The sequence below is a fragment of the Pseudomonas sp. UBA6276 genome, assembly GCF_002438365.1.
GTDB classification, from domain to species: Bacteria; Pseudomonadota; Gammaproteobacteria; order Pseudomonadales; family Pseudomonadaceae; genus Aquipseudomonas; species Aquipseudomonas coleopterorum.
Genome location: NZ_DJUS01000070.1, coordinates 1 through 13,947 on the forward strand (window position 1 = coordinate 1; position 13,947 = coordinate 13,947).

The 13,947-nt window shown below is 62.6% G+C and carries 13 protein-coding genes; 5 read left to right on the forward strand and 8 right to left on the reverse strand.

Annotated features, from left to right (window positions below; all coding sequences use genetic code 11):
- The 4 genes from B2V21_RS08400 to potE all read right to left on the reverse strand — a co-directional run.
- Positions 1-557, reverse strand: a 557-nt coding sequence (locus B2V21_RS08400; RefSeq protein ID WP_286916578.1) for an ATP-binding cassette domain-containing protein, incomplete at its 3' end; no start/stop codon positions are given.
- Between the two features lie 231 nt (positions 558-788).
- The gene (locus B2V21_RS08405; protein ID WP_376787062.1) at positions 789-3,290 is read right to left on the reverse strand and encodes a GAF domain-containing hybrid sensor histidine kinase/response regulator; all 2,502 of its coding nucleotides are present in this window, start codon (positions 3,288-3,290) and stop codon (positions 789-791) included.
- Between the two features lie 190 nt (positions 3,291-3,480).
- Positions 3,481-5,766, reverse strand: coding sequence for an Orn/Lys/Arg decarboxylase N-terminal domain-containing protein (locus B2V21_RS08410; protein ID WP_286916580.1), 2,286 nt, complete (start codon positions 5,764-5,766; stop codon positions 3,481-3,483).
- On the reverse strand, positions 5,763-7,187 hold the full coding sequence (potE, locus tag B2V21_RS08415) for a putrescine-ornithine antiporter (protein ID WP_286916581.1): 1,425 nt from the start codon (positions 7,185-7,187) through the stop codon (positions 5,763-5,765). The genes B2V21_RS08410 and potE overlap by 4 nt, the downstream gene beginning before the upstream one ends.
- A gap of 177 nt (positions 7,188-7,364) precedes the next feature.
- Between potE and B2V21_RS08420 the strand changes: the two genes are divergently transcribed.
- Positions 7,365-7,571 carry a hypothetical protein gene (locus B2V21_RS08420; RefSeq protein WP_286916582.1) on the forward strand — a complete coding sequence of 69 codons (207 nt, stop codon included), beginning with the start codon at positions 7,365-7,367 and terminating at the stop codon, positions 7,569-7,571.
- Positions 7,572-7,643: 72 nt separating this feature from the next.
- Here the strand turns inward: B2V21_RS08420 and B2V21_RS08425 are convergent, their stop codons facing one another.
- Positions 7,644-7,988, reverse strand: coding sequence for a DUF6388 family protein (locus B2V21_RS08425; RefSeq protein WP_049859371.1), 345 nt, complete (start codon positions 7,986-7,988; stop codon positions 7,644-7,646).
- Between the two features lie 166 nt (positions 7,989-8,154).
- Between B2V21_RS08425 and B2V21_RS08430 the strand changes: the two genes are divergently transcribed.
- The 3 genes from B2V21_RS08430 to B2V21_RS08440 all read left to right on the forward strand — a co-directional run bounded on the left by B2V21_RS08430 (position 8,155) and on the right by B2V21_RS08440 (position 9,091).
- Positions 8,155-8,337 (forward strand): hypothetical protein, encoded by a 183-nt coding sequence (locus B2V21_RS08430; RefSeq protein WP_049859372.1) that lies wholly within the window; start codon positions 8,155-8,157, stop codon positions 8,335-8,337.
- Positions 8,338-8,412: 75 nt separating this feature from the next.
- Positions 8,413-8,760, forward strand: a complete 348-nt coding sequence (locus tag B2V21_RS08435; RefSeq protein WP_049859373.1) for a hypothetical protein — start codon at positions 8,413-8,415, stop codon at positions 8,758-8,760.
- 112 nt (positions 8,761-8,872) lie between these two features.
- On the forward strand, positions 8,873-9,091 hold the full coding sequence (locus B2V21_RS08440) for a hypothetical protein (RefSeq protein WP_286916583.1): 219 nt from the start codon (positions 8,873-8,875) through the stop codon (positions 9,089-9,091).
- 2 nt (positions 9,092-9,093) lie between these two features.
- On the opposite strand, the gene B2V21_RS08445 is transcribed toward B2V21_RS08440, so the two are convergent.
- Both B2V21_RS08445 and B2V21_RS08450 read right to left on the reverse strand, forming a co-directional pair.
- Positions 9,094-11,868 (reverse strand): autotransporter outer membrane beta-barrel domain-containing protein, encoded by a 2,775-nt coding sequence (locus tag B2V21_RS08445; RefSeq protein WP_286916584.1) that lies wholly within the window; start codon positions 11,866-11,868, stop codon positions 9,094-9,096.
- Between the two features lie 213 nt (positions 11,869-12,081).
- Complete coding sequence (locus B2V21_RS08450) at positions 12,082-12,960, reverse strand: Ku protein (RefSeq protein WP_286916585.1); 879 nt, start codon at positions 12,958-12,960, stop codon at positions 12,082-12,084.
- Positions 12,961-13,212: 252 nt separating this feature from the next.
- Here B2V21_RS08450 and B2V21_RS08455 point away from each other — a divergent pair, with 252 nt between their 5' ends.
- Positions 13,213-13,470 carry a DUF1652 domain-containing protein gene (locus B2V21_RS08455; RefSeq protein ID WP_286916586.1) on the forward strand — a complete coding sequence of 86 codons (258 nt, stop codon included), beginning with the start codon at positions 13,213-13,215 and terminating at the stop codon, positions 13,468-13,470.
- 165 nt (positions 13,471-13,635) lie between these two features.
- On the opposite strand, the gene B2V21_RS08460 is transcribed toward B2V21_RS08455, so the two are convergent.
- Entirely contained in the window at positions 13,636-13,911 is a 276-nt protein-coding gene (locus tag B2V21_RS08460) for a peptidylprolyl isomerase (RefSeq protein WP_043189034.1), read from the reverse strand.
- Positions 13,912-13,947: the final 36 nt, after the last annotated feature.

Genomic DNA, 13,947 nt, shown 5'->3' on the forward strand with positions numbered 1-13,947 from the left:
AGGTGGTTGGTCGGTTCGTCGAGCAACAGCACTTCAGGATCCGAGAACAACGCCTGTGCCAGCAGCACCCGCAGCTTCCAACCCGGCGCGACTTCGGTCATCGGGCCGAAATGCTGCTCCAGCGGAATGCCCAGACCCAGCAACAGCTCGCCGGCACGGGACTCGGCGGTGTAGCCGTCCATTTCCGCGAACTCGGTCTCCAGCTCGGCGACGGCCATGCCGTCCTCTTCGCTCATTTCCGGCAGCGAGTAGATACGGTCGCGCTCGGCCTTGACCTTCCACAGCTCCTCGTGGCCCATGATGACCGTATCGATCACGCTGAACTGCTCGTAGGCGAACTGATCCTGACGCAGCTTGCCCAGGCGCACGTTCGGTTCGAGCATGACCTGCCCACCCGAGGGCTCCAGATCGCCGCCCAGGATCTTCATGAACGTCGACTTGCCACATCCATTGGCGCCGATCAGGCCGTAGCGGTTGCCGTTGCCGAATTTCACGGAAACGTTCTCGAACAGCGGCTTGGCGCCAAACTGCATGGTGATGTTAGCTGTGGAGATCAAGGAGCTTACCTATCAATAACTGGGGGAGCGATGGGTTCAGGTGATATCGATTCGATGGCCGACGCGATACCACGCTGGAGCCGGGCAATAAAGGCGGGATGCAGACCGGACAGTGCGGCTATTGTCGCATAGGTACGGTGGTAGTTGTACGTCTGCTCGACGTACTCTCGGTTCGGCGAAAGCCTGGTCCATCGCAAGGCCACGGCCGTGTGACGGACCGTGTCTCCACTGTCAGCCCTCGCGCCCCAACTGCGCCAGACTCGTCGCCAGCTCATTCTTCCTGAACGGCTTGCTCAGCCGCGGCAGGTCGGGGTCGAGACCTTCGCGCTCGGCATAGCCTGAAACCAGCAGGATCGCGGTCCCCGGCCGGGAGCAGCGGACCTGCCTGGCCAGATCGGTGCCGCTGATGCCCGGCATGAGGTGGTCGGTGATCAGCAGGTCGAAGGCCTCGCCGGTGTCCATCAGGGCGATGGCTTCCTCGCCGGATGCGGCCTCGATGACGCAATAGCCCAGTTCGGCCAGCATGTAAGAGGTACTTGCCCGTACCAGCTCTTCGTCGTCCACCAGCAGCGCGACGCCGCGGCTGGAGGACAGCTCCGGCGTGTCGACCAAGCGCAGGGCCTCGGCGGGAAGGGTAACGCTGCGTGGCAGCCACAGCTCGACGTTGGTCCCCAGGCCCGGTGAGCTTTGAATGGTCAGCGCGCCGTTCAGCTGCGAGGCCAACCCATGCACCATCGACAGCCCCAGGCCGGTGCCCTGGCCAACGCCCTTGGTGGAGAAGAACGGTTCCACCGCACGCGCCAGCGTGGCGGCGTCCATGCCCGAGCCGGTGTCCGCGACGGACAGGCAGAGGTAGTTGCCTACGGCAAGCCCCGACCGATGCCCCGCTTCGATCGATTCCGTGCAGGCGGATATGCGCAGTGTTCCGCCCTCGAGCATTGCGTCTCGGGCGTTGACGGAGAGGTTGAGCAGCGCCATTTCGAGCTGGTTGAGGTCGGCGATCGCCGCGGGCAGATGCTCCGGCGCATCGACGACGACCTTGATCTGCGGGCCGGTGGTGCTGGCCAGCAGGTCGCCCATGTCGCTGACCAGCTTGCCGACGTTGACGGCGACCGCCTGCAGCGGCTGGCGTCGGGCAAAGGCCAGTAGCCGCTGTACCAGCGTCTTGGCGCGGTCGGCCGATTGCACGGCGCCGGAGATCAGCCGTTGCTCCCGCTCGCCGCCCACGCCTCGGCGCTGGAGCATGTCCAGCGTGCCGACGATCGGGGTGAGCAGGTTGTTGAAGTCATGAGCCACGCCACCGGTGAGTTGCCCCATGGCTTCCATCTTCTGGCTCTGCCGCAAAGCCAACTGGACTTCTTCACGCTCGGCGATGGCTTGGGCCACGCGCCCTTCGAGGGTGGCATTGAGTTCGCGCAGTTTCTCATCGGCGTTCTTGCGGGCGGTGATGTCCATCGCCGTGCCAGTGACGCGCAGGCAGCGTCCGTGCTCATCGAACACGGCTCGTCCCTTGGCGGCCACCCAGCGGACCACGCCGTCCTCGCGACCGATGGTACGGTAGTCCACGTCGTAGAGCGCCCGGCGCTCAGGGTCCATGGCTGCGCTGAAGGCCTCCAGGGTTGCCCGGCGATCGTGAGGATGCAGGCCCTGATAGAAATCCTCGATGGTCACCGACACATCGGCCGAGATGCCGAACATCGCCTTGGTCTGCGGTGGCCACACCAGCGTGTTCTGCACCAGGTCCACGTCCCAGAACCCGACATCGGCGTGGTCCACGGCCAGGCGCAACCGGGCCTCGCTGGTGCGCACGGCGACATCGACTTGCGCTCGGTGCACCATGAGACCGATGGTCTGCACGACGAAATCGATGATCTCCACATCGGCCGGCACGGCCTGCCGTACCTCTGGGTGATACAGCACGAAGGCACCCATCACGACGCCCTGCGTAGAACGGATCGGAGTCGACCAGCACACCTGCAAGCCATGCTCGTTGGCCAGCACTGCCAGCTGGTTTGCCAACACGTCGTTCGAACTGTCGCCGGCGCTTGTCTTGCCAGCGTCCACGTCCAGGCAAAGACCCTCGACCGCTACGGTGTAGTGACCAGGAAGGCTGGGGCTTACGCAGCGCTGTACGCGCCGCCCCTGTTCGTCCAGCAGCAGAACGCTTCCCAGCAGACCTGAAGTGGACAGGGTCTCGACCTCGCGCACGATCGCTTCCAGCGTCACGTCCAGGCTGCCTTCGGCCACTGCCAGCGCGAGCATGCGGTTCTGCGCAGCGCCGATGGCGGCCGCGCGGTTGCGCGCCTGGGTCAGGCGCGCGTTTTCGATGGCAATGGTGGCCAGACGCGCCAGGCTTTCCAGGCGTTCGATCGTGTCGCGGTTATGGGGGCGCACCTGTGACCAGTACGCGCCGAGCGCGGCCACTGCCAGCGGTTTGCCGATCGGGACCATGACCAGGCTGCGCACGAACGTCGGGTCGTAGGCTTCTCGCGGGATACGCGGGTCCAGCCGCACGTCCGGGATGACGTAGGTCTTGTTGTCGAGCATCGCCCAGCCGGACACGCAGCGATCGATCGGAAACGTCTTGCCGCTCCACAGCGGGGAAATCGCGTCCTCGGCCACGTAGGTGCAGTGCCCGCCATTTTCGATGACGACCGCGATGCCCTCGGAGCCCACCGTCGCCCGAGCCGTGTCGCGAAGAACGCTCACCACCTCGTCGATGGACTCGGCCATGGCCAGCCGTTCGCTGGCCTGCAGCACGTGGGACAGTCGTTCATCACTGTCGAGACCCTTGGGTACGATGTGCAAGCGGATCTCCGATGGATGAGAGAGGTACGGGGCGAGGTGCCCGACGGTCCAGTTTCTCAGAAATGCGGCCGAGCCGATAGCACGGCCGTAAAGCTGAAAACTGCCGTTGGTCTCCCTACCTGAGCACCGACAGTCGGTACACCCCGGCATCGTTGTCGATCCCATGGGTGTCGTGGGCAAAGCCGGGAAACGCGCGGTCGAAGCTCTCCAGCGCCTTCAGGTAGGCGAGCAGCGGGCCGTCCGCCGCACCGGCGTTCTCGCCGGGCATCAGCAACGGAATGCCGGGCGGGTAGGGCACGATGCCCGTCGCCACGACCCGTCCAGCCGCATCGTCCAGCGTCACCAGTTCCACCTCGTTGCGGACCAGTTTCTCGTAGGCCTGTACCGGGCTGAACTCGGCTTGGGGCAGCATGCCGAAGGCTGCCGCCATGGCGGCCGTGGTGCGATTGGCCTTCATCGCCGTGAAGATCTCTTCGGCCAGGTCTCTGAGGCCCATGCCGCTGTAGCGCTGCTGCGTGGCGGCGAGCAGGTCGGGCAGGCACAGTTCCAGCTCAAGGTTGGCGTCGTAGTCGCGCTTGAAATCCAGCAGTGCGTTCACCAGGGTGCCCCACTTGCCCTTGGTGATACCGATGGAGAACAGGAAGAGCAGGGTGAAGTCGGTGGTCTTTTCGACCACGATCCCTTGCCGGCCCAGATACGCACTCACCACACAGGCCGGAATGCCGAAGTCCAGCAGTTGCCCATCGTCGCCCATGCCGGGGGTCAGAATCGACACCTTGATCGGATCGAGCATGCAGTAACCGTCTTCGATCTCGCCGAAACCATGCCAGACTTCGCCGGGGTGCAGCACCCAGCAGTTCGGGTCGGACTTGAGCTTCGCCGGATCGACTTCATGGAAGTCGATGGCGGCCCCGCCGATGTCTATCGACGGTGGCTGCCAGCAGGACACGAACCAGTCGTCGTTGGCCCGCATGTCAGCGTGCATCCGTGAAATCACCTGGCGAAACGCAATGGCTTCCTCGATGGATTCATTGGTCAGGATCTGCCCGCTCGGCGCCTCCATCATGGCCGAACTGACGTCGCAGGAGGCCATGATCGCGTAGTTGGGCGAGGTCGACGCATGCATCATGTACGACTCGTTGAAGCGTGCGTGGTGAATAGGATTGCGCCCGTTGCGCACATGGATCATCGATGCCTGGGACAGCGCGGCCAGCAGTTTGTGGGTGGACTGGGTGGCGAACACCGTCGGCTTGGAGGCGTCGTGGTCATCGGGGCTGCCGTGCATCGCAAAGCGGTCCTTGTACAACGGATTGAACCGCGCGTAGCCATACCACGCCTCGTCGAAGTGCAGGCGGTCGACGCTTTGCCCGAGCAATTCCTCGACCCGCGTGACGTTGTAGGTCAAGCCGTCATAGGTGGAGTTGGTGACGATGGCGTGCACCGGCGTGGGGTCGATGTGCGCCCCGACCAGCGGGTTGCTCGCAATGGCCGCGCGTACCGCGGCCGCGCTCAACGTCTGCGGCAGGATCGGGCCGATGATGCCGAAGCGATTGCGCGTCGGCACCAGGTAGGTCGGGATGGCCCCGGACAGGGTCATCGCGTGCTCGGCAGACTTGTGGCAGTTACGGTCGCACAGCGCGATCTGATCGCGGGTGACGCTGGCCATCAGGATCACCCGGTTCGACATCGACGAGCCATTGGTGACGTAGTAGGTGCGATGGGCGCCGAACACCTTGGCCGCGTATCGCTCGCCCTGGCCAATGGGGCCACTGTGGTCGAGCAGCGAGCCCAGTTCGCCAACCGAAATGGACAGGTCGGAGCGCAGCAGGTTTTCCCCGAAGAACTCATAGAACGCCCGGCCAGCCGTGCTTTTCAGAAAGGCCGTACCACCGGCGTGGCCCGGGGTGTGCCAGGAGTATTCATAACTGCGGGCGAACTTGAGCAGGGCGCCGAACATGGGCGGCAGCACCGCTTGGCGATAGCGCTCCATGGCGGCCAGGATCCGCCCACTGAGGAAACGACTGGTGTCCTCGGGCAGCCAGATGAAGTCGTCGGCGTGCTGCATGACGATCAACGGCACGTTGGATGCGGTGCTGCGGTCGCTGATCAGGAACACCGGCACGCGCGTGTTGCGCTCGCGCAGGCGGGCGAGCAGATCGATGCATTGCTGATGGTCGGCACTCCTGTCCATTTCCCAACTGAGCAATACACACTGGATCGCCGGGTCGGTGCTCAGGATCGACTTGGCATCGTCCAGACGCTCGGAGGTGATCACGCTGATGGATCGCTCCTCCACGTCGGTGATCAGCTGAATCAGCGCCCGTCCGAACACAGTGCGTTTGTCGGGTTGGTCGCTGATCAACAAAGCCAGCATGCCGAGCAGGTTTCTATGGTCCGTCATGGTCGCGCTTCCAGGGCAGGGGGGTTGGTTGGGGTACGGGGCAGGCTGTTCACCGGAATCGGCGTGCCGACGATGTGCTGGGCGGCAACGGTCTGGGTCGGGGCGCTGTTGTTGAGCGCTTCCAGGCGAATCAGGCGGTTGTTGACGAAGCCGAACAGCGTGTAGCCGACGATGGTTGCCACGCCGCCCAGCATCAGGGCCTGGGCTCCCGAGCTGTACAGCGCCAGGTAGCTGTAGGCCGTCGCGACCGCGGCGACGACGTTGGTTATCAAGGCCTTGTTGGCCGGGACATTCGACACCTTCTGCAAGGTCATCAAGGTGGCCATCGACAGAATGTACGGCACCAGGTTGGTGACCACCGCCAGGTTCACTAGGGTGTCGAACTGCTTGGCCAGGTCTGGGCTGATGGTCAGCAAGGCCATCGCGGTCTGGATGGCGAGCAGGATCAGCATGCTGATGATCGGCACCCCGTGCTTGTTGATCTTGGCGAAGATCGGCAGAAAGTAGCCCGTGTCGGCTGAGCTTTTGAAGACCTGGGCCACGGTGAACTGCCAACCCAGCAGCGAACCGATGCAGGCGAGCACCATCAGGCCCATGACCAGGTTGCCGATCATCGGCGTGAACATCTTGGCGAACACCAGGCCGAACGGCGCGGTGGAGGAAACCAGCTCGGCATTGTCGACGATGCCGGCGATCACATTGGTGGACAGGATGTAGATCACCGCCGCGCCCAACGTGCCGCCGAGCACGGCAATGGGTACGTTTTTTTCCGGGTTTTCCACGGCGTCGCCGTTGGCACACGCCGATTCCAGGCCAAGAAACGCCCACAGGGTGATTGCCACCGAGGCGCCGGCCGCTTCGTACCAGGGCATGTCGTGGGGGTTCCAGCCGGCCGCATAGGTGCCGCTGTCGAACCAGAACCAGCCGATCGTCGACACCAGCACCACGGGGGCGATCACGCCCCACACCGTGATCGAGCCGATCTTGCCGGTGACGCTCGCCCCGCCGAAGTTGGCGAAGGTGGTCAGCCATAACAGCGCGATGGTCGCCAGGCCCACCTGCAGCGAATCGAGTCTGATATCGAACAGGGTCTGGATGTAACCGACCGCCGTGATGCTGATCGCCACGTTGGCGATCAACAGGGACAGTCCGTAGGTGTAGTTGGTGATGTAGTTGCCCGACTTGCCGAAGGTGTATTCCGCGTAGCCGCCCATGCCCCCGGTCTTGCGGCTGAGCATGCCGCAGCGGGCGAAGGCATAGGCCAGGGCCAGGGAGCCGGTAGCCGTGATCAGCCAGGAGAGGATCGAGATGCCGCCGACTTCGGCAAGCTTGGTGGGTAACAGAACGATGCCGGATCCCAGCATGTTGACGGCTGTCAGCATGGTCAGCTGACTCACACTCATCTTCTTCATGACGGCCACTCCATTGCCTGAATGATCAGAGAGGCCTTTAGCTATAGCAAAGAAACCTTAGAAGACAAGGCGGTGGCTGGTTTGCAGGGAAGGGCAAACCGCTCGTCACGTCAGTGGCACTTCCCGGGTTGCGGTGATCTCCCACTATCAGGTGCGGATGAACCGCGCCACGAAAGGAGACATATCATGGTCGAAGACAACAACCACCCGCAGAATCCGTATCCAGGGCCCGCCGAGCCAGGTAGCGGGGAAGAGGGCTACCCTGATATCCACGACGAGCATGATGACGAACAGGACGGCTCGCCTGGGAACAAGGCGGTGGAAGAGCCTAATACCGAGGCCAATCCGCCCGTCGATGAAGACGAAGAGCCTTCGCCCGGCAACAGCCTCTAGCTAGTATGCTCTAGATAGGGGCCCGGCCTGCCCAGTGAACCTGCACCCTGCCTTGCGCAGGGTGCTTGCGTTTTACGCCGAGCCCGAGGCGTCCTTCAGGCCATTGAGCTGCATGTACTCCTCCCACGGCATGCCAGCCATCTCGGCCACTTCCCTGTGAACCTCCAGCCGTTGCGCCTGAAAGTCTTCCGGGGTGTCGGCGGTGAGCTTGAGGGTCAGCTCCCAGGCGAACAGGTCCTGGCCATTGGCGGCTTCTTCGAAGGCCTCGTGCAGACGTTCGGCGCGATATTCCTCGATGCTCAGCCCTGCCGCACGTGCGGCCAGGGGGTTGAGGCTGCCCAGTTCCGTTTGCAGCTCGGGACTCATCTCGAGAAAACGGTCCAGTGCGGCCTGGTGACGCGAATCGGGTTCTGCCATGGGGCCTTCGATCGGTGTGGGAAAGGGCACGATTGTGCAGGCCCCCGTCGATGCAGGCAATGCTGGGTGCGTGCGGTTTTGTGACGAAGTGCACGTAAGCCAGTGGAACGCGCGGTGCCTGGCGAGCACTAAGGCCTATCTCCATTCATCACCGCAGGACCTTGCGATGGCCTACGTGTTGTTGCTGTTGGCAGGCGCCGTGCTGGCGACTTCGGCCGCTCTGTGGCCGCAATGGTGTGGCCGCTCCGGGACGGTCGGGCGCTCGCGCCTCGGCACTTGGTTGCTCGGCCATTTCGAGGTGCTTGGTGCCTTCTTCCTGCTGCTCACCGCCATGCACCTTTGCCAATGATGCTCCGGCAATGGTGCTGCCCGTTCACGTCGATGCTACATTCGCGGTTTATCTGAATCCGGAATGGAAACGACGATGCGAATCATCGCTGCAGCACTTGGCCTGTGCGTACTCACTGGTTGCACCAGCCTCAACATGAAACAGGCGCGCAGCAGTGCGCCGGTGCAGACCGTGACGTCGGAGAAACCGGCGCAGAAGATCGCCCAATGCGTGCAGTTCAGCTGGCAGGACGAAGCCATGTTCGGCGTGATGACCGATGCGTCCAGTGAAGCAAGCGATGGCGGTTACACCGTGTTCACTCCCGCAGCCACGTACTTCGCCGACATCCGCCCACGCGGTGCCGGTAGTCAGGTCAGCTTCTACGCCCGCGAGCAGGGCGAGGTCGCCACGCGCCGACTGGCATCGCTGGCCACCTGCCTCTAAGCGTGAAACGCTTTGATTCTGCGACAAAATAATCTGCACCCCTGCGTCGCGATCACGTCTGATGCCATGAGTTCATCGATCCACTGAAACCACTGTGCTTTGTGAGGATGATATGGCACCCAGCAGTTCGACGCAGATTCCCGACCCTCTGGACCGTCCCAACGACCCGGTCGCGCCTGAACCCTATGCCGAAGGCAAGCTCGACGAGGACGTGCGGCCCGGTGACGAAGGTCTTTCGCCCGTGCCGATGGACCGCGACCCTGAGTTGGACCCGCGCCAGGTGCGCACCCAGACCGGCGACGCCGACGTGAGCCCTGACGATCCGGCCTGAGCCTACCAGCTGATTCGCAACCCCAGGCTTCCCTGCAGGCTTTCCTGGGGTTGTGAATCCAGGCTGCGGGCGTAGTCGGCGTTCAGGTACAGGCTGACGTCGTCGCTGAGCCGCGCGGCCAGGCCCATGCCCAGTTTGGCTTGAGTCGCCCGGTGCTGGCTGCGCAGGGTATCGACCTCATCGAAGGTCACTGTGTCTTCGCCGTCAAGCGTGTGCCAAAGGTTGGCCTGCACATAGGGTTCGACCGGCGTACCGCCCACCCGATACTGCCCTTTCAAACGCACTCCCAAGCGTGTCCGCCAATAGTGCTCGCTGTCGAATGCCACTTTCGATACGGGATCACGAGCCGTGTCCAGCGTGATTTTCTGCCCGACCACTTGCACCTGTGGCTCCAGCAACCATTGCTCGGAGAGTCTGAGCGGGTAACCGGCTTCCAAGGATACGGCCACCCCGTGTCCGTCGAGGTCGAGCGTGTAGCCGCGTTCGGAGCGGCTGCGTCCCTCGAATCGGGTGCTCATCGCGACCAGGTCAAGGTAGGCCCCTGCAGGGCTGATCACCGTCCAATAGGCGCCAAGATTGTCGGCGCGCAGGCGGATGTTGCCCGAAGGGGTGTTGTCGAACCCCAGGGCGAAGCCGCGCACTTTGCCATCCAGCCGAGCATGCCCGGCGAACAGCCCGACGTGCTGGCGGTAGCCGTTGTCGCTGAGGGCGGCGAACAGATCGTGGCCGACCTGGTAGCCACTGATATTGCTGCTCAGGTTAGGGGTCGCAGCGCCAGCCCACTGCTGTCGTCCGTGACTGCCGAAGGTCCGGGCCCACCCGGCAGGCAGGACGCCGCGTTCCGTAAGCAGACTTTGCTCGCCCTGACGCTCATGGAAGCTCCCCAGGCTGTCCAGCGCCAGCAAGGCGGCAGCAGGCGGTACGACGCTGTAAGCGGGCACTTCGATGCGATACAGCACTATGCTCTGACCGGGGGCCGGGCGCGGCAGGTTTGGTGTGCCGATCGCCGCGATGGGTTCCTGAGCGCCCGGCGCAGGGGCGGGTGGCGTTGGCTCGGGTTCAGGAGGCGGCGGCTGGACTGGCGGCTCGATGATAGGTGGCTCGACTGCGGGCGGTTCTGTTATCGGTGGTTCTTGCTCGACTACAGGGGGTTCGATCACTGGCGGCTCGATAACAGGCGGTTCGACTATGGGAGGCTGGACCACAGGCGGTTCAATCACCGGCGGCTCGGTGACCGGCGGTACCACCACAGGCGGCGCCACCACGGACGAACGCAGGAACCAGCTGTTCTCGCTGCCCGCAGTGACCCCACCCTTGAACAGGTAATACTGATAGGCGCCGACCGACAGGTTGTTGGCCAGGGTAAAGGCACCGTCGGTGCTGGTCGCGCCTTGAGTAGCCTCCACCAGTGTGATGCCGTTGGCTGTGGTCTGCGCGCCACGGCCATCGAGGTTGTCGACGGTAATGGCAGTGAGGCCACTGAGCGTGCCTTGAGCCACGACCAGCCGATCGGAAGGGGCGTCGTCACCGGCGAGCACCGTCTGCAGTTTCAGGCGCGCGTCGTTGCCCACGTAGTTGCCGATGACGGTCAGGCGGTCTTCCGCCTGGGCGCCACTGCGGGTGAGGTCGATCAGCCCGGCATTGTTCAGCGTGATCGTCTGACCCTCAACGATCGGGCCGACCGTGCCTTGGGTCGCGCCCAAGGTGCTACTGCGGTCGAGAGTGAGCAGGCCACTGTTCGGCGGCGTCGAATCGTCCGCCAGGCTCAGGCGATCGGGCAAGTCCAGCACCGAGCCGTTGCTCAGGTTGATCGTTTCCCAGTAGCTGTAGCGTGCGCCGCCAGTTGTTCTGCTGTTGTCGAGGGTCAACGTATCAATGCCGGCGTCCCCGTAGATCAGGCGCGGCGATGCCAGTTGGGTTTCCTCCAAGTTGCTCAACAGCGCCGTGTCGTCGCCTGCGCCCATGCTGATGGTGCCGTGGATCAGGCCCGCATCGCGCCAGATGAAGCGGTCGTCGCCGAAGCTCAGCAAGAAATTGCCGCCGATGTCGCCACCGCTCACCGTGACCTCGTCGACGCCGCCACTGACGCTGATGTTGCCGCCGATGCTGCCACCCGACACGGCGATGGTATCGTTGCCGAAGCCTGCGACCAGGTTGCCGTTGATGCGGCCTCCAGACAGCTCGAACAGGTTGTTGTCCAGCTTCATGTCGACTCGGCCAATGGTGCCGCCGCTCATCCGCGCGATGTCGCCGTCCTCGAAGGCGCCAACGATAGTGCCGTCGGTCATGGAAAAGGTGTCCAGCCCGTCACCTTGGCTGAGTGACTGGATCTGCCCGCCGCGCATGATGAAGCTGTCGATGCCGCTGCCCTGGCTGACCGGGCCGCTGATGGTACCGCCTATCACTTCAAGCGTATCGGCGCCATCGCCCTGAATCAGGGAAGACAATCGCCCCCCGCTGACGAGCACCGTGTCCGCGCCTGCACCGGTGTTCAGCACGCCTTCGATGCTGCCCGAGCCCAGCAACGCGCTGTCCTGGCCAGAGCCGAATTCGACCGCTCCCGTGATGGTTCCGGTGCCGCCTGGGGGCAGGGTGAGGCTGTTGTTGCCCAGTAGATCGCTCAGCGAGGGAGCCGTTGCGCTGTCGCACACGTAGGCGTCATTGCCCAGGCCGGGGGCGAACGTGCAGTCGGCCGACGCCATGTCGGAGGCGGCCCAACTGGTCAACAACGACGCGGTCAATAAACAGCGGTATCTAAACAACTCGTTGGTGTTCATCGACAACTCCCGCACACGCGTTCGCCGCGAAACAAGGCGCGGTGAGCGATCAAGTGGTTAATGGAATCAGATGTTGCAACGAGTGTAGTCGACGAATGTTGGAAGTTGCTTTAAAAGGCAGAGCGGTATGAAGTTATTCAATAGCGGCATGGATGAAAAAAGTTATTCATCGATGCCGCTATCAATTGGAAAGTTGTTCTTGGCTGTTTGTGCTCAAGAAGCCTTGCGCGGGCTGCGTCTGGCCGGGGCTTTTTTCGCGGCGGTTTTCGCCTTGGCCGGCTTGGGCTTGGCAGCAGCGGATGGCTTGCCGGCAAGGCTGCGCTTGAGCAGCTCGGTCAGGTCGATGACGTCGGCGGTCTGCCGTGACGCTTGGTCGGACTCGGTTTCCACGTCTTCGATTTCACCTTTGTTGGCCTTCTTCTCGACCAGTGCCATGATCTTCTGCTCGAACTTGTCGACATATTCTTCGGGCTGCCAATCGCCACTCATGTCTTCGACCAGACGCTTGGCCATGTCCAGTTCTTTCTTGGTCAGTTCGGGCTTTTTCACGTCCTTGCCCAGTTCCAGAATATCCAGGTCACGCACTTCGGAAGGCCAGCGCAACTTCACCATCACCAGTGCACCGTCCAGCGGCATCAGCGCAGCCAGGTATTGGCGGGTGTGCAATACCACCAGGGCCAGTGCAACTTTCTTGGTGCTGATCAATGTTTCCCGCAACAGTGCATACACTTTTTCGCCACGGCGATCCGGGGCGAGAAAGTAGGGTGTGTCTATATTGGGCAGGGGGATCTGGGTGCGGTCGACGAAAGAGAAGATATCGATGGTTTGTGTCGATACAGGGTGGGCCGCTCGGATTTCGTCTTCGCTCAGGACAACGTAGCGACCTTTCTCGTACTGGACGCCCTTGACGATGTTTTCCTTGTCCATCTCCTTGCCGGTCTTCTTATTGATGCGCTTGTAGCCGACCGGGTCCATGCTGCGTTTATCCAGCCAATCGAAGTCGACGCCCTGTGAGGCAGTGGCCGAAACCAGGGCCACGGGGATGTGCACCAGACCGAAACTGATCGCGCCTTTCCAGATTGCTCTTGCCATGGTGAGAATTACCCCTGAGCGGTGTGTCTGCAGGGGACCCTACGGTGATCGGCAAAGTTTCAATGGCTTGGTGTTATGCAAATTGCAACGGCAGTGCACCGTGATCTTGCACAATGCACGACCCGTGGATAGAGCCTGAAGGCTAACTCATTGATAGATATGGGAAGTGCTTTTTGGTGCAGAGGGCATGAAAGGTGCACTGACTTCGGGCAAGCCCGACTTCAGGGATAAGACCAAGAATGGAGTGTCATCATGTTGTCCACCCTTGAACTGCGCAACATCATTGAAAGCAGTTTCCTGCCCCAGCGCTGCCAGTGCACCCAGGCCACCGATCAGTCCTTGACCGTACGTGTGTTCGATCAGGCGACACATAAGGTCGACTACACACTCAGCGGTATCCGCACCGAGCAGTTGACCAGCAGCCGAGCGATTTCCAATCTGATTGCGGGTATGCGCACCGACCTCAAGCGCCAGCATCAGATGCCGAGGGCCGTTGGCGAGTATCTCTGAATCGGCAACGACTGGACCGTGTTCCTTCCAACGAACCGCGGGTGCCGCCGACGCGGCTTGCGCCGCTGCCACAGGGGTGGTCGCTTTCGTTAGCCAGGGCTTTTGGTGATATGGCGTCGCAAGCGGGCGATAGTTTGATGGAGCGCGGTGTTCGCCGGTGTGATGTCAGTCGCGGTAGAACACTTGCACCAGGTGGTAACCGAATTTGCTCTTCACCGGGCCATGCACCGTACGCAGCGGTTTCTTGAAGATGATCTGATCGATCGCTCCGACCATCTGCCCAGGGCGAACCTCGCCCAGGTCGCCGCCGCGCTTGCCGGACGGGCAAGTCGAATACTTCTTCGCCAGCACATCGAACGCTTCGCCCTTGGCGATGCGCAGGCGCAGCGCTTCCGCTTCCTCGGCAGTCTTGACCAGAATGTGCCTTGCTTGTGCCTTCATGACCCGATGCTCGCTGAAAAAGCCGCTGATTATGCC